At 37.6% G+C, this 16,994-nt stretch carries 15 protein-coding genes; 7 read left to right on the top strand and 8 right to left on the bottom strand.

Features of this window, described 5'->3' with window-relative positions; all coding sequences use genetic code 11:
• Positions 1-226 precede the first annotated feature (226 nt).
• The 6 genes from ACE38V_RS00510 to ACE38V_RS00485 are packed head-to-tail and all read left to right on the top strand — an operon-like array spanning position 227 to position 2,178.
• Positions 227-448 carry a spore germination protein gene (locus tag ACE38V_RS00510; protein ID WP_375839165.1) on the top strand — a complete coding sequence of 74 codons (222 nt, stop codon included), beginning with the start codon at positions 227-229 and terminating at the stop codon, positions 446-448.
• 15 nt (positions 449-463) lie between these two features.
• On the top strand, positions 464-688 hold the full coding sequence (locus ACE38V_RS00505; protein WP_375839164.1) for a spore germination protein GerPB: 225 nt from the start codon (positions 464-466) through the stop codon (positions 686-688).
• A gap of 58 nt (positions 689-746) precedes the next feature.
• Positions 747-1,355, top strand: a complete 609-nt coding sequence (gene gerPC / locus ACE38V_RS00500; protein ID WP_375839163.1) for a spore germination protein GerPC — start codon at positions 747-749, stop codon at positions 1,353-1,355.
• 7 nt (positions 1,356-1,362) lie between these two features.
• Positions 1,363-1,539, top strand: coding sequence for a spore gernimation protein GerPD (locus tag ACE38V_RS00495; protein ID WP_375839162.1), 177 nt, complete (start codon positions 1,363-1,365; stop codon positions 1,537-1,539).
• A gap of 8 nt (positions 1,540-1,547) precedes the next feature.
• Positions 1,548-1,919 (top strand): spore germination protein GerPE, encoded by a 372-nt coding sequence (locus ACE38V_RS00490; RefSeq protein ID WP_375839161.1) that lies wholly within the window; start codon positions 1,548-1,550, stop codon positions 1,917-1,919.
• Positions 1,920-1,959: 40 nt separating this feature from the next.
• Entirely contained in the window at positions 1,960-2,178 is a 219-nt protein-coding gene (locus ACE38V_RS00485; RefSeq protein WP_375839160.1) for a spore germination protein, read from the top strand.
• Between the two features lie 53 nt (positions 2,179-2,231).
• Here ACE38V_RS00485 and addA read toward each other — a convergent pair whose 3' ends face one another.
• Entirely contained in the window at positions 2,232-6,005 is a 3,774-nt protein-coding gene (gene addA / locus ACE38V_RS00480; protein ID WP_375839159.1) for a helicase-exonuclease AddAB subunit AddA, read from the bottom strand.
• A 3-nt stretch (positions 6,006-6,008) separates the two neighbouring features.
• Positions 6,009-9,485, bottom strand: a complete 3,477-nt coding sequence (gene addB / locus ACE38V_RS00475; protein ID WP_375839158.1) for a helicase-exonuclease AddAB subunit AddB — start codon at positions 9,483-9,485, stop codon at positions 6,009-6,011.
• 328 nt (positions 9,486-9,813) lie between these two features.
• Here addB and tnpB point away from each other — a divergent pair, with 328 nt between their 5' ends.
• On the top strand, positions 9,814-10,992 hold the full coding sequence (gene tnpB, locus ACE38V_RS00470) for an IS200/IS605 family element RNA-guided endonuclease TnpB (protein WP_375839157.1): 1,179 nt from the start codon (positions 9,814-9,816) through the stop codon (positions 10,990-10,992).
• 78 nt (positions 10,993-11,070) lie between these two features.
• Here tnpB and ACE38V_RS00465 read toward each other — a convergent pair whose 3' ends face one another.
• From ACE38V_RS00465 to ACE38V_RS00440, 6 genes are all read right to left on the bottom strand, one after another.
• Positions 11,071-12,567: a class I adenylate-forming enzyme family protein gene (locus ACE38V_RS00465; RefSeq protein WP_375839156.1), complete on the bottom strand. Its 1,497-nt coding sequence runs from the start codon at positions 12,565-12,567 to the stop codon at positions 11,071-11,073.
• Between the two features lie 545 nt (positions 12,568-13,112).
• Positions 13,113-13,853, bottom strand: coding sequence for a 3-oxoacyl-ACP reductase FabG (gene fabG, locus ACE38V_RS00460; RefSeq protein WP_375839155.1), 741 nt, complete (start codon positions 13,851-13,853; stop codon positions 13,113-13,115).
• Positions 13,854-13,866: 13 nt separating this feature from the next.
• Positions 13,867-14,766, bottom strand: coding sequence for an intracellular short-chain-length polyhydroxyalkanoate depolymerase (phaZ, locus tag ACE38V_RS00455; protein ID WP_375839154.1), 900 nt, complete (start codon positions 14,764-14,766; stop codon positions 13,867-13,869).
• The gene (locus ACE38V_RS00450) at positions 14,763-15,776 is read right to left on the bottom strand and encodes a 3-oxoacyl-ACP synthase (protein ID WP_375839153.1); all 1,014 of its coding nucleotides are present in this window, start codon (positions 15,774-15,776) and stop codon (positions 14,763-14,765) included. Before ACE38V_RS00450 ends, phaZ begins: the two co-directional genes overlap by 4 nt.
• A gap of 25 nt (positions 15,777-15,801) precedes the next feature.
• A complete protein-coding gene (locus ACE38V_RS00445; RefSeq protein WP_375839152.1) occupies positions 15,802-15,981 on the bottom strand; it encodes a hypothetical protein in 180 nt (59 codons plus the stop codon).
• Positions 15,981-16,991 carry a branched-chain amino acid ABC transporter permease gene (locus ACE38V_RS00440; protein WP_375839151.1) on the bottom strand — a complete coding sequence of 337 codons (1,011 nt, stop codon included), beginning with the start codon at positions 16,989-16,991 and terminating at the stop codon, positions 15,981-15,983. The genes ACE38V_RS00445 and ACE38V_RS00440 overlap by 1 nt, the downstream gene beginning before the upstream one ends.
• Positions 16,992-16,994: the final 3 nt, after the last annotated feature.

Raw genomic sequence — 16,994 nt, 5'->3', positions numbered from 1 at the left:
AATTCAAATTTATCTTTATTTTAACATAATTTTTAAACTTGTACACCAATATTTTCATAGTGTTAACCTCACTTCTTATGTGGATTCTTTTGTGAACAATGAGAATTTAGGCTTTTTTATCACAAACTGGATTTCTCTACATACGATATAAAAGTAAAGTTGCTATTTTCTTTCATTTGGGATCAAACAAAAAAAAACAATTTTGATTTGCAAAGGGTGTTTTCAAGTGCCAGCCATTGTAGGAATTGTTCAAGTGATTAATGTAGGAAGCAGTTCTATCGTTAATATCGGGGATGTTTATAAAGTCATGCCCATCTCTACTGCAAAAACCTTTGCAGGATCTGGTTCCTTTAATACCGGGGATGGATTGCGAATATCCAATCAAGTTAGTACAACCAATGTGTTTGATCAAGATGGAATCGATCAGGGAAATTTATTTAACGCATAATTTGTGGGTGATAATATGAATTTTTATATTCAACAATCGATACAAATCCAAACAATCAGAATCGGAAGCTTAACAAATTCATCTGTCTTCCAAATAGGAAGCTCAGGAATTATTAAACCAGCTTCCTATTTATATAATACAGGTGGATTTACAGGCCCTGCACCAAAATCAAAAAAACCTGGTGTTATGATTCAAGGTGAGATGGGAGGGACACTGGTTTCACCTGCTATTCCGTTATGAATGCTCATTAATATAATTGGAATAATCATGTGCTAGATAGAAAAGTGGGGTGGATTTTGTGAATTCTGAATTTATTCATTATATAGAACAACTTCATCAATTTGTCAGGGTCCAACAAAAAAAAATTTCTTCTCTAGAAAAAACAGTAAATGAATTAAGAAATGAAGTTAGTGCAATAAAAAATCGGACTCCTATTCACGTTGACTCCATCCAATATAGCTTTGATCAATTAAAAGTAGAAAAATTAGATGGCACATTGAGTATCGGGCTTAATCCTTCTGACTTACAAGGGATAGAAGAGTTTGCAGTAAATCAGCAGCAGCCAATGGCTTCCCCTATGCTGACGCCACAAGAAAGATTAGAGGCAGTGATGTCAATTGAGGATGAGCTTCATCGTTATGTAGAAACGGATATTCCGCCAATTTTTAACCAATTCAAGAATACTTCAAAAATAGAAATAGATGATTCCTACCTTGACTTTATAAAAACAGATATAAAAAAACAGCTTCCAAACCGAATTGAGAACTATCTTTTAAAAGTCACTCCTAATGATCGTTCCTCCAAAGATCAGAATATCCTCTTTGAGGAAATCATAATACAATTAAAAAATGATATTCATAACGGAGTACAGGTTTTTCTTCAAAATCTTGAAAAAGAGAAAGGATGAGGGATAGATGAATTTTCAGGTATATAATCGAGAATTATGCGTAGGTACGATAAGGGTCATTGGTATTTCCAGTTCATCCTTGCTTATCGTGGGTGATTCCGATACAATCCAACTCGCTTCAACCTTTGACACTCCAGCAGAATCTCTTATCATCGGACCTTTTGTCCCACTGACTGCCGAGTGATTTATGAAATGTTTAAAAGAACTTCTGTTATAAATCATATAAAAGTTGATTCTCTTTTATTTTCATCGATTATAGAAATTGGAGATATCCATACAATTAATGCGTTTGTTCGTGCCATTGCTGTACAACGTGATGAAGAGATTTTCTTCGAAGAGGAAGGGAGTTTTAGTAGCTATCCCATTTTTCAAGAACCGATTCCACTTCCTCAAATTACTGAATATATATCCATTGAAAGGCGAAATCTAAAACCATTTATTCATGTAGACAAACTAGATGTTCTTGCCCTTTCTGGTTCTTCCATTTTACAAGTGGGAAATAGTCAAAATGTTTATGTAGAATCGAGAGTGGAACATATTCGCCAATTATTAGACTGCAAATAAGCTATATCTATATGAAATAAAAACGAAGAGGATGTTTATCATGCCATCTATTGTTGGACCAGTTCAAATTATTCATGTTAGCGGAGGAGTTGTCCAATTTGGAGATACGGTCTATATTTCTCCAAAAAATAGTTCAAAGGTTGTTGAAGGTTCTGGATCAGGAAATAATGGTGGATTAATCGTAAATAATAATGGGCTCAATGGAAATAACATTTTAGACCAAAACCTCATCGATCAACCAACTGTAGGCAACAATTAACTTTAGAAAAAAACCGACAAGGATAGTTCAATTCCTGCCGGTTTTTTTCCTGTTTATCTTTTCAATTCTAGAAAATATGAACCATCGAAGAAAAATAGATATCGTTCATCAATCGGTTTCTTCAGAATTTCTTCTAATGCCCTTGTATATAGATCAATCTGCACCCGGTAACGTTCCTCAAGAATGTCCTTTTCTTCTTGAAATCCACCCTTAAATCGGTTCGTAATGGCGTCTGTTTTATAATCTAATAAAACTGTTCCTCTTTCATCTTCAAATAAGCAGTCAATAATCCCTTGGACCAAGACAGGCTCATTCTCCCCTACCCAATCCGAATAAGCGATATCAGCAGGTAAGTTTAAACTAAAAGGAATCTCTCTCCTCAACTTGGTGGCATTCAACATTCTCCTACCCAGTTCTGTTGCAAAAAATTCTGCGATTTGTTGGATGTTAATTCCTTGCTTTTGTTTTTCTGTTAATAGTTCGTTTTGTACCATTTCTTCAATTTGTAGACTGATGGAAGTCTCTGAGATTGATTTCGTTAAATTCAGCTGTTGCATAACCATATGCATGGCGGTACCTTTTTCAGCAGGAGTGAGAGATTCCTCCTGCATAAATCTAGGTCTAGTTAGAATTGGCTTTTTAAACGTTTTAATTAATTCAGTTGCCCCATCTTCACTTGCCATTTCCTGCTGGCGTTTAATTTCGGAAACAGATTGCTTAGATCGATGAATAGTTGAAGGAAAGTATGGATATTTCCAAGAAAGCTGGTCTTCCACCAACTGCTTATAAAGCGATTCAATTGGCACCTGTTTTCCTTGATAGACAAGCTTAAGATAATCCTCAACTTCCTCAGCATCATGTTCTTCAGTATCATGAAAGTGATCTGCTTTTAACACATCTACACTCCATAAAGATGGATGATGAACAATTTCTTCTTTCACTAGTGGATTTAAAGAAATGGAATATGGAAGTTCTTGCGTACTTTGATGGCGAACAAGCGCTTGCCCAATCCAATCCATAAAGCTAGTGGCTTTTGCCCGGTCGTATTCATTGATGAGCCAATCCGTATATTGACGAGCCTTGCTCCATTGCTCCAGCTTCTTTTTAAAGCTTTTAACGGTTGCAATTAAATAAAGCTTTTCTTTTGCTCGAGTTAAAGCAACATATAAAACACGCATCTCTTCCGCTAGCATTTCTAACTTCTTTTTTCGTTTGAAAGCAAGCTGAGGCAAAGAGGGATACGATATACGCTTTTCAACGTTCACATACTTCGCTGCAAAACCTAGCTCCTTATCAAGAAGATAGGGTTTTCTTAGATCCATCATATTAAATTGTCGGGCTAAACCAGCGATAAAGACGACTGGAAATTCAAGACCTTTACTGCTATGGATAGTCATTATTCTTACGACATCCTCTTGCTCTCCAAGCGCCCTTGCAGCCCCTAAATCATCGCCTCGATCCCTCATTCGTTCAATAAACCGTAGGAAACGGAATAACCCTCTAAAAGACGTCTCCTCGTATTGTCGGGCCCGATCATATAAAGCACGAAGATTAGCTTGGCGTTGTTTGCCTCCTGGCAACCCGCCAACAAAATCATAAAAGTGAGTATCACGATACAGTTCCCAGATTAATTCTGAAAGAGCACCAGTCCGTGCCTTCGAACGCCAATTTACTAGTCTTTCGGAAAAGTGTCTTACTTTCTCCCACAGCTCTTCATATTGATGAGATGGGACTTCACGGCAAAAATCAGTCAATGCTTCATAGTACTCCCCTTTTCGATTGGCAGCTCGGATAATGGCTAGCTCTTCCTCATCCAGCCCTACAATAGGTGATCTTAAAACAGCTGCTAAAGGTATGTCCTGATATGGATTATCAATGACCTTTAATAAAGACATCATGATGGAAATTTCCGTCGCTTCAAAATAACCTGTTGAAAGGTTTGCATAAACCGGAATCCCTTGTTGCTTAAATTCCTCCATTACTTGAGGTGCCCATGTCATAGATCGAAGCAAAATAACCATATCACGATACTTAATTGGCTGAGACGTTTTTGTTTTCGGATTATAAACCGGCTTTCTTTCCTCAATGAGTGATTTTATTTTAGTAGCCATGAGCCTTGCCTCAAGCTGCGAAGCCGCTAAGTCTTCACGATCAAATTCCTCTCCTTGCTGTTCAGTGGATGATTCTGAGTCCTCTTGTTCCTCTATTTCTTGATCAATAAAGAGAACCTCAATCGGCTGAATCTCATCCTCCGGATAGGCTGCTCCTTTTTTTAATTCTGCCGCTTCATCATAATCTATTTCTCCAACCTTTATCCCCATAATTTGTTTAAAAAGATAGTTCGTTCCATGTAAAACCTCTTGTCTGCTGCGAAAATTTTTTGCTAAATCTATTTTTAAGCCCGTATTTTCTGCCTCTGGGGTAAAACGAATATACTTGGATAAAAATAAATTAGGTTCTGCAAGTCGGAAACGGTAAATTGACTGCTTAACATCCCCAACCATAAAAAGGTTCCCATGATGTTCTCCATCCCTTGTGACAAGCTGTAGAATGGCTTCTTGAACAAAGTTCACATCTTGATATTCATCAACAAAAACTTCCTTAAAATGATTGCGGTAGCTATTTGCCGCTTCAGACGGAAGCAATTCTCCTTCAGCAACATCTGTGTCACTTAAAATAGCCAAACAATAGTGCTCTAAATCAGCAAAATCAACTAATCCCTTTTCTTTCTTCACAGCATCAAAGCGCAAAGCAAATTCTTTTACAATTTGGACCAATGCTTGAATAATTGGCAGCATTTCCTTCATATCGTTCAGATAGCTTTCCGGCTTTCTTGAAAATAGCTCACCCTTTATTCCTTCGATAATTTTTTTTGCTTGATTTCTTATCTCTTTTGACTTTTCAATCAAGTCCTGGTCATATTCATCCCCACGACAAGTTTTCAATTTAGAAAAGCTAATGGACTGGAATGCCTGATATAAAGTTGACCATGAGTCCTTTTTCGCCGTGATTAAGATGTCTATCAGCTGTTGGTCATCCATGAAAGTTTCTGCCCTTGGAGCAGGACCTCCTGGAAGCTTTGTTAGCTCTAATCCCTCCTGAATCAATTGTTTCGCTCCTTCAAGCTGCAGTTCAATGTCATAGAGCAGTGCATCTGTAAATGGAAGTTCCTCGATTTTGGTCACATTCTCCACACGATACATTTCAACAATTAAATCTAAATATTTGAAGGGATGAGGATTTGACTGAGCAAAGTCAAATAATTCTCGGATGATATGCTGAAGTCCTTCATCTGAACGATCATTGGTAAATGTATCGACTAATGCGAAAAAAAGTTCATTATTTTCCTTACCGTATTCCTCTTCAAATAACTCATCCATAACTTCATCACGCATCAACTGTGCTTCTGTCTCATCAGCGATTCGGAATCCCGGATCGATATCAATTTTATAATAATATTTTCTTATTACTTCTAAGCAAAAGGAATGCAAAGTTGAAATGGATGCCCGATTTAATAAGCTTAATTGTTTTCGTAAATGAGATGAATTAGGGTTCATATTTATTTCTTTTTCTAAAGCTTCACCAATACGGTGCTTCATTTCAGCGGCAGATGCATTTGTAAAGGTTACGACTAGTAACTCATCAACATTAATAGGTTCATCCCTTGTAGTAATTTTATTAATAATCCGTTCCACTAATACAGCTGTCTTTCCCGATCCAGCCGCTGCCGCTACAAGAATGTCCTGCCCTTTTGCCATGATGGCCTTCCATTGGTCATCGGTCCAAGTCACATGTTCTGGCTTAGGAGGAATTGCTTTTTTATTCATTCATCAGGCCTCCTCTCTTACTAAATTCATGATATCTTCCTTCGATTTTGTTGGAAGTACGCGGTAAGAATTACTCTCCAATGACTCATCAAACTGGCACACTGGTTTAAAGGAACAGAAAGTACACGGAGTTTTATCCTTTAATTTGTATGGCGCAAGGTCAACTCTACCTTCTGATATTTCATTTCCAGTTTGGACATAAAGCTTACGAACATATTTCCTCAAATCATTAAAACCCTCTTTATCTGCAACTTTTGATGATTTTGCTAAGCTGCCGTTTTTATTGATTCCCGCGGCAATAATCCTGGAATTCCCCGATTCAAGGGTTTGATCCATTAGCTTAATTACATTAGGATCACCAAGTATTAAACCATTCATTTTAAATTTCTTTAAGATTTCCTCTTCAATTTCATCGAGAGATAACATTTTGGTAGCCTGAATAATCGGATTTTGCACATGAAAATATAAAACACCCGCTGGGTCAGCTTCCTTCCCAATCAATTCCTTCGAATGAGTAATGACAATATCCAAATACGTTAACATTTGTAAGGCAAGACCATAGTACACCTCGTTCAAATTTAAATCCCGTGCACTTGATTTGTAATCAATCACTCTTAAAAAGGTTCCTTCTTTTTCGTCCGCTATATCAACACGATCAATCCGACCAATTAGCTCCATTTTTGCTCCGTTTTTTAACGGGAAGGATAATGGTGGGAGCTCTCCCTTTGGTCCAAAGCTAAGCTCTAGGCCAACTGGGGCAAAACCACTAGCCTTTGCATGTTCTCTTAGCACCATAGAGGCTCTACTAATAATTTGTTCCAGCTTCCTCTTAATATAAAAATGTCGATTTGAACTAAAGAGAATTTCATTTTGGAGTCTTGGTCCTAGTGTATCGACTGCCTGCCTCGCCAGTTCCTCCATTTCTGCTTTAGTAATGGATTCCCAGGATAGCTGATTTTTAATAACAGTTTCCACGACATATTTTAAGGCAGCATGGAAAAGCTCCCCTATATCAGGAGCATCCAAACGAAAGATTTGTCGCTCACGAAGCTTTAAACCAGCCCCAGCAAAATGCGAAAAAGGACACGCTTGGAATAATTCCATTCGTGACACACTTGCTTGAATCACATCCCCATATATTTCCTTACTAACTATTTCAGATAACTGTTTAACCCGATTTTCATAAGTAAGACTCGATAAAATCTTACGTGTATTTACAGACAATTGACTATTATTTATATAATAATTGTAAATATCCCACCAAAATTCATAGATAGGGTAATGACGTTTTTTTAACTGCAATTGCGTCGTTAAATAAGAAAGGGTCGTGTTAGCATTGATACAATATTCGAGTTGATCCTCCTCTGATAAATCAGTTGGATCCGTCATATAGAATAAAGGATGATAACTTGGAATTATCTCTCTTAATCTTTTAATATACAAGGACGGCATTAATGCCTTTCCTTCATCATTCGCCAGTGGATAACTGACATAAAGCAGCTCTGATGGAGAAGTAAACGCTGTATACGCAATAAATTCCTCATCAAGCAATAGCTTCCTACTACTTGAAGCAATTCTTATTCCGTTTTCTAGCAGGCTATCGCGATCCTCATCTGCTAACAATCCATCCTCTTGGAATTTTGCCGGTAATACGCCTTCTGTAAGCCCGATGACAAATGCAATCCTAATATCGGAAAACCGCGATTTCTCCATATCTGCTATCAAAACTTGATCCATACCCGGAGGAACAAGGGAAAATTTCAGAGATTCCATTCCAGCTTCTAAGATAGAGGAAAATTGTTTTGGTGAAATGGTCTCTTCACCAAGCACTTCAACGAATTGATCCAGTAATTCAATCACGGCATTCCATGCTTGATCATGCTCTCTTGCCTTAATTAAATTCCCTATTGTCTCACTCTTCTGCTTTAAGCTCTCTAGCTTTGCTGGAATATCAAGTTCCTCTAAATATAAGAAAAGTGCCTCACATAAATCCCGCCCATTCTCAGCTTTTTTAAATCGACGCGATAATCTCAAAATAGGAGTTGTCAGCATAAACCTTAATTCATTTAACTCCTGCTCCATTTTCTTTTCCGCATCGGTTTGCACGTTATTTACGAGCTCTAATCCTCTGATTTTCCGATATTTCCAGCGCTCCTTATTTGTCCATTTTTCTCCTTGAATTCCATAGGCTAGCACATAATTTTCAAGCCTATCCATATGCTCACGCATTTGAATTAAATTAACTTCTAACGGGAACAATAATTCCGTTTTAACTGCCCGAAATACCGGTTCATAGCACCAATAGCTATTAATAACTTCAAGGCTAGAACGAATCAATTCAATTAATGGATGATTAAGCATCGTTCTTTTTTGATCAATAAAGTATGGAATCTCGTAATCATAAAAAATCGTCTCAATTAAATCACGATAATCATGACTATTTCTCAATAAAATGGCCATATCCCGGAACCGGTACTGTCCAGATTGAGCATGTCTTTTAATTCTTCTTGCAATTCCCTCAATCTCGGCTCTCCGGTTCACTGCTTCAGCAATATAAACGCCTGACTCGCCTTCAAACGAATGTACCGGACGCGAATTCAAAAAGGCTTCCAAATGCCTTAATGACTCCTGTTTCCATTTCTTTTGCTCATGAAAATGAATTTCTTTAATTTCTACCCCTACCACTTTAGCCATTTCATACAAGCTTTGATAATTTTCACCGGTCATTCGAAAAAGATGCAGTTCATCTGGCGGATGATCATAAAAAGGCTGATCCAGCGTATTCGTAATCGTCACATTTTGGCAATGCTTCATCAGCTGTGCGATTACCATATATTCCTGTGGAGTAAAACTATAAAATCCATCAATATAAACATTGGCTGCTTGTAAATATTTTGATTGGGAAATTTTTTCTGCTAATAATCGAAAATAATCCTCAGAATCAATATATTTATCGAATAAGGCTTCTTCAAAGCTTTTATATATCAACTCAAGATCATGTAATTTATCTTGGAGCGCTCGATTCCCATTTTCTGATTCTAATTCATTCCTTTTATCATAAAGTTCCTCTGGCTTCACACAATATCGTTTAAACTCTGTTAACATCAGTTCCATTTGTGCAACAAAGCCATTTTTTTCAGCCGCCTTATGAAATAGCTTAAGTTCCGCTTTTTTGTCTTCTATGATTTTCCTTATAAGCATACTAATTCCTACACTGCTCAGGTGATAACGACTAATTCCGCCTGTCTCCTGCAGGACTCTCCATGCAAGACGTGATAAGCTAAATACTTGCGTTCGAATCATCCCTCCAAGCTGTGGATTAGAGATTAATTTATATTCTGATAAAAAGGTCATTTGATCTGGAACAATATAAATGATCGGATCGCCATCTGGATTTATCAGCATTTGTTTTTGAATTTCGTCAAGACAAAAAGTCGTTTTCCCACTACCGGCTCGTCCAATTAACATCCGTACAGACATGCCCATAACCTCCCTTACAAACTTCTTTGCATTCTTTCATTTTAACATAGAAATCCTATCTATTTTTACATTTGGCTTATGGTATAATTGGCAGATTACGGATTTAAAGGTCTGATTTTATCTAACAGCAAAAAGCCATCATCCTTATTTAGATCATGGCTTCATGCAATTCCTTTTATCCATTTCCGACAGAAGACTCCCACTTCAAGGAACGGAAAGAACTGTTGCCCAATAAGTAGGTGGAGATGAATGTCGGTTGGCGATTGTCAAAACCTTCCTCTTATGATAAAATAAGAACAAATGTTCGTTTTATGAGAGGTGAAATACAGTGTTAGTTAATAAAGCATTTAAGTTTCGTATCTATCCTAATAAAAAGCAAATAGAACTGATCAATAAAACAATAGGTTGCTCTAGGTTTGTGTTTAACTTCTTTTTGGGAGAACAGAAAAACAAAGATGCCTATTGGTACATGGTTGAAGAAATGGTTCAAAACGGCCAGCTTCCAGCAAATAACTGGAAGGGTAAATGCCTAAATAAATACGAAACAGTAAAAGCCATTCCAAAATTAAAGGAGAATTATCCCTTTTTGAAAGAAGTGGATAGTATTGCCTTGCAGAAGTCCGTTGAAAACTTAGCTGATTCTTTCAACAGATATTATCGAAAGCAGAATAAATATCCACGCTTTAAATCAAAAAAGAATCCTCTTCAGTCTTATACCACTAAATATACAAATGGAAATATTGCGGTCATAAACCATTCCATTAAACTGCCCAAACTCGGTCTTGTCCGTTTTGCCAAAAGTCGAGAAGTCGAAGGTCGTATTCTAAATACCACGATTAGACGTAACCCATCAGGTAAATACTTCATCTCAATAGGAACAGAAGTCGAAATAGTAGAACTACCGAAAACCCATTCAGTGATTGGGATAGATGTTGGTCTTAAAGACTTTGCCATACTATCAGATGGTACGACTTACGATAATCCAAAATTTTTTCGTACGCTAGAAGAAAAATTGGCTAAAGCACAAAGAATCATGAGTAGACGAACAATAGGCGGGGCCAATTGGTACAAAGCAAAAAAACAAATGGCTCGTATTCACGAAAAAATGACTCAAGCAAGAAATGATTACTTACACAAAATTTCTACCGAGATCATCAAAAAACACGATATCATTGGTATGGAAGATTTGTCAGTAAGCAATATGTTGAAGAATCACAAGCTTGCCAAAGCCATTAGCGAAGTATCATGGTCACAATTCAAAAGTATTATGGAGTACAAAGCAAAATGGTATGGAAAACAAGTCGTAACGGTGGCGAAAAACTTTCCTTCCAGTCAGCTTTGTTCCTGTTGTGGCTATCAAAACAAAGACGTTAAAAATCTCGCATTGCGTGAATGGAAATGCCCTACTTGTGGCACACATCATCAAAGGGATATTAACGCAGGGCAAAATTTAAAGAATGAAGCGATAAGACTTCTAACCGCAGGGACTGCGGGGATCGCCTACTAAGATAACTGAAGGATACTTTGGTGTTCGTAGGAAACTCCCGCTTCAAAAAGGCCGTAAGGTTGTTAAGCGGTGGGTAGTTCAACCATTTTTGATTCCGAAATCTTTCAATTTCTTCTTATCAATTTTTCCAACATGAGTTTTTGGCAGATCATCGAGAATAATCATTTCTTTCGGTATTTTATATCCACCTAATTTCTTAGAACAATAGGTTTTGAGCTCAGCAAAGGATAAACGCTCATCTTTCTTTAAAACGATAAATGCCGTGACTACCTCACCCCATTTTGGATGCGGAAGCCCAACAACGGCTACTTCATTCACTTGGGGGAGTGATGCAATCCAATGCTCCACCTCTATTGGATAGACATTCTCCCCACCCGTTATGATCATATCCTTTTTTCTTCCAACAATATAAAAATATCCATCCTGATCCCGTCTTGCTAAGTCACCCGTATATAGCCATCCCTCCTGTACCGTTTCATTCGTTGCTCTTGGATTATTCCAATAACCGATAAAGCTATGTTTGCCTTTTATCAAAAGTTCTCCAACTTCATCTTGCGCAGCATCTGCCCCATCCTCTTTTACGATTTTCACAGAATTAAAGAGCATCGGTTTACCAACTGAGCCCAATTTTTCATTCACTTTGCTAGGTTCTATAAAAAAATTATTCGGCCCCGCTTCCGTTAGCCCATATCCCTCTTTAAATTTCATCCCCCTTCGCCTAAATTCCTGATAAATTTCCAACGGACATGGTGCCCCTCCGGATAAAAAGGTCCTTACAGTTGGAAAGGTTTCTTCTTTAAACTTAGCTGATTTAGTTATCAGATGATACATCGTTGGGACAAGTAGAACAATCGTACATTGATATTTATTCAAATAATCAATCGCATCATCCGGATTGAAATCATTCGCAATGACAACAGTGCCACCCATCATAAGAATCGGAATCGATAAAGCATTTAATCCTCCCGTATGAAAGAGTGGCATATAAGTAAGAGTTCTTTCATCCTTTGTAATATTCCAGCTTAAAATAGTATTGAGCCCATTATAAATGATGGATTGATGAGATAATACGACTCCTTTTGGCTTTCCAGTCGTCCCTCCTGTATAAATGATGGCTAATGGGTCAAATTCCTTCCCTTCAGGTTCATCTTTACTTAGAGTTAAATTTTCCTGTAAATAGACTTCCTGGTCTACTTGAAAACAAATCGGCTGACCTATATTAAGCTCCATTAGTCTTTCAGAAAAAGTGGAGTGAAAGCCTATTGCCTTAGGGGTGCAATCACGAAGAATATATTCAATTTCCCTAGGAGCTAATCTCCAATTAATCGGTACAAAAATAGCACCAATTTTTCCACAAGCAAATAGTACATCAAAATAGCAAATATGATTAGGGGATAATAAGGCGACCCGATCACCTTCCTTAATTCCTTGCCTCTTTAACCAGCTAGCAGCAGCAATGCTACGACGATTGACCTCAAAAAAAGACCAATGTCTTTCTTGCTCCGCATCTATAATCGCCTCTCTATCTGGTGTTAATCGCGCTCTATTTTCAATCCAATCGAGTTCCCACCTCACTGCCATCTCTCCTTCATTATGATGTTCATATTGTAGTTATAAGAAGTTACAAGTCGGTTACAAAGTAAAAAAACTACTCTCCTGCCTATTTCCCATTTAAAAATCCCTTGAGCACAATTAATCAAGGGATTTAGATAAATTTGAAATTGGGATCGTCTTTTTTTTAAAGGGAAGAAATATAGATAAATGGGAAGATGGATTAAAAACATGAGTGAGTGTATTTACAAATTATTATCATTGGAATTCAAGGAAAACGAGTGATGATTTAAAGAGTAATGTTTAAGTAATCGGGCATTTACGAAAAAGATTTGGCTGTTCTTGTAATTGGGTTCGTACTTTATGAATATCTTTGAAGAATCAATGAATTTTTTATCCCACTCTTAACGGACAGTAAGACTCCCACTTCAAGATTCTGAGAATACGAAGAAGATAAGCGGGAGATCAACTGTCCGTAAAGGTCCGATAAGTTCAACTAACCATCAGTGGGGGATGAATGAAAACCCCCACTGATGGAACTTTCACTTTATCCACCTGAAACTTATTCTTTACATCATAATTCCACCATCCACATGAAGAACGGTTCCATTGACATAATTTGCTTCTTCTGATGCTAAAAAGAGATAAGCATTTGCGATATCCCGAGGATCCCCTAAACGGCCAAGTGGCACCATGCTTTTCATTTGCTCTAATATTTTTTCAGGCACCTTCGCCGTCATTCCTGTCATAATAAATCCTGGTGCAACGGCATTCACATTTATTCCTTTGCGTCCAAGCTCTTTCGCCCATGATTTAGTCATCCCTATAACTCCTGCTTTTGCTGCAGCATAATTTGTTTGCCCGACATTTCCATAAACGCCAGAGACCGATGAAGTGCTGATAATTTTTCCAGATCCTCTTTCTAGTAAAAATGGTAACACTGCTTGCGTACAATGAAACACGCCTGTTAAGTTAACACTTATGACCTTTTGAAAATCTTCAACAGAAAGCTTCTTTAACATCGCATCTCTAGTTATTCCTGCATTATTAACTAAGATATCAATGCCGCTAAATTCAGCAGCCACTCTTCGTACCATTTCATCAACGCTACTGCGATCTGATACATCCACTTGGAAGAATGAAACCTCATAGCCTTTTGCTTTTAGCTCAGCTGCTCGTTCCCTTCCTAAATTCGCATCATAATCAGCTAAAGCCACCTTTGCCCCTTCTCGAGCAAAGGTTTCAGCTGCTGCTAAACCAAGTCCATTTGCTGCACCCGTTATAATCGCTACTTTATCCTTTAATCTCATGTTGATCCCTCCATTAATTTAAAAACTCGGTTATGTGCTTTAGCAATTGATCTAAACCATCAATTAACGGTGAGTGCCCACAATCCGTTAATTCGATAAATGTTGCATATTCCCCAAGATCTTCAACGGTTTCCTTTGCCATTTGTTCGGAAATCACTAAATCTCGATCGCCACGCAGAACTAAAACAGGGATTTTGATATTTTTTACTAAGCCATTTCCTTTTTTTAATCCATTATGTTTTTCACTAATATTAAAAATATTTAATGCGTGGTAGACGGCAGCAAGGTTTTTTTGCGTAAACATATCGTCTACATATTCCTCATATAATTCATCTTTTGGCTGATTTTTCGTATAGATCAAAGAATTCCATACTGCTTTTAAAAAATTTCGATTACCCGTATCATATGCATTCTGAATCGGAACCGTTTTACTTTTCTCCCCCTTAACCTCATCATAAGTTGATAAGCGCTTATTGAAGAGAGGAAGGCCAGCTCCGGCGGATCCATAAAACGGATATCCCCTTGTGGATGCAGAAGCAAGAAGAACTAATTTCTCACAAACCCCTGGATTTTCTGCTATAAATTGCATCGCAACTGCTCCACCAGTAGACCAGCCTACGATAGAAAAATTTTTTAATCCTATTTTCTCCACAAATCCCTTCACATCATCGGAAAAATCCTTAATTGAACGTATTTCTTGATGATAAGAGGAATTTCCAAAGCCACGCAAATCAATGGCATATAACTTATATTTCGGATCCATTTTTTCAAGAACAAGATCCCAATGCTTAGAGGAGGTCATATTTCCGTGAATAAGTAAAACCTTCTGCTCCCCACCTTCCCGCTCTTGATAAGCGATTGTTTCACCATTTGGCAATTTTGTCTTTTTATACTGCAAGGCATGTAATGTCATTGCGTTCCTCCCTTTCCCCACCTTATTATTGTGGCACCCCATGCATACCCGATTCCAGCACTAACTAAAACGACAAGATCACCGTCTTTCAGCCTTCCTTCTTTTTCAGCAAGTTCTATAGATAAAATTTGATCCATTTGGCCAATATGTCCATAATCTTCAAGATAAATAGAGTGATGATTCGTTAACCCTAATTCATTTAATACATATTCGTGAGCTGACTTTTTCATGTGGAGCATTGCAACATAACCAATATCCTTTTCTGTATAACCGCTTTTCATAAGGGCTGCATGAATCACTTTTAAAAAATTTTTCATTGATTTTTGTTCCAATCTTTCCTTCATTCCAACAGGATCCAATACATCCAATTTATGAAGATGAAGATTATCCTTCGTAATTGGATTTTTCGTTCCCCCCGCAACAACCACAACATCCTCTGAAAAAGAGCCATCCGTGATAATCTCCGATTCTAGAATCAAATTCTTTTTATGACCTTTTTTTAATAGAATGGCTCCTCCACCTGCTCCAAGATTAAACATGAACCGAGTTCTCTCATTTGTATAATCAATGAAGTCCTCATTCCGATATCCTCCCGCGAGTAAAACGGTCGTTATCTTTTCATCTGAGAGCATCAAGCTCTTCGCTAATTTAAGCCCTAAAATGGTTGTTCCACATCTTAATGCCGTATCAAATGCCCATGCACGCTTCGCTCCGATTTCTTCCTGGAGTTTAATTGCCGCAGTCCATAAGGGATATTCTTTATGCTCTTCTCCAATATAAATAATTACATCTATTGCTAATGGATCAATACCCGCTTTTTCAATTGCTTTTTTGGCAGCCCATATCCCCATCGCACATGTATGATCATATTCTCCGGCAATAGGCTTCCTCTTAATCCCCATCTTTTCATTCACAATGTTCAAAGGTATTCCTGCTTTTTCTGCTATCTCATCACCAGTCATGAATGATTGAGGGAGATAGACTCCAGTACTGACAATCCCAATCTTCAATATCCATCACCTCCTGTCTATCCTTCTATGAAATTCCGACCACTTTTTTCATGTAGTTCATGGCTTCTTCTATCGATTCAAAAAGGGTTTCCTCTTCACATTGCACATGATTTACCCGGATTCGCCATAATTTCTTATCGGATACCTTATCAATCTCTGCTAAATGAAACCGAAGGACAAAGGAAGCAATTGGATAATGCTCCATCAGGAAACCTCCTTGTTTGAAGTTTTTTTGGCCACCTTAACACCCTTTTTATTTTGCCTTTTAGCCTGAAGGGAATAAAAGCTGCCGACAATTCCCTGTGGAAAAAACATAACCGCCAATATATAGATGATGCCAAAGAAAATAATCCATCTTTCGAAAATCCAATGGGTTTTTGCTAATTCAGTTAGCCAATGATGAGCAAATTCAATCAACCCGGAACCAATAATGGCACCAACGAGCGTTCCTACTCCACCGATAATCGTCATTAATAAAGCATCAAGTGTTATGTCCATGGAAAAAACACTTGTATTCACAAATCTTAATGAAAGAGAATAAAGCATGCCGGCTATCCCTGCTATCACTCCGGCAACAACAGTTGAAATAATTTTATAATGAATCACGTGAAAGCCAAGCGATTCAATCCGTTCCTCATTCTCTCTTATTCCTTGAATAACACTTCCTAGAGGAGAATGAATCAATCTTTTTAAAAAGAGAAAAACCAGAATCATCATAATAAGACAAATGAGATAGAACACCATTCGATCTCGTAAAATGTCTGGAACTCTATAGGTAAAACCATCATTTCCATAAGTCATCGTTCTCCACTTTTCTGCTAGCACTAAAAACAAACCAGAAAATGCCAAGGTTAACATCGCATAAAAATGGCTTTTCAAGCGCAAAGTCAAAAGGCCAATGAAAAAGCTTATGACAGCGGTCAACAATACGGTAACAACTAGAGCCATCAGCAAATAAGACATCGAGGGCTCATACCTTTTCATGAATATCCCCATGGTATAAGCGCCAATCCCAAAAAACATCGCATGACCAAACGAGACAATTCCGGTATAACCGAGCAACAGATCATAGCTCATAGCAAAAATAGCAAAAATAAAAATCTGGGTGAGCAAAATAAGCATGGTCCTTGAATCATAAACAAATGGAAGGATGAGAAGGATAAGAGCAGCTAAAATATAGATGAAATTGAAGCGATTATTTTTTAATAGATTCATCTT

It is taken from the genome of Cytobacillus sp. Hz8 (assembly GCF_042263505.1).
Taxonomy (GTDB): Bacteria; Bacillota; Bacilli; order Bacillales; family Cytobacillaceae; genus Bacillus_BE.
This window is presented reverse-complemented; position numbering and strand designations above follow the sequence as displayed.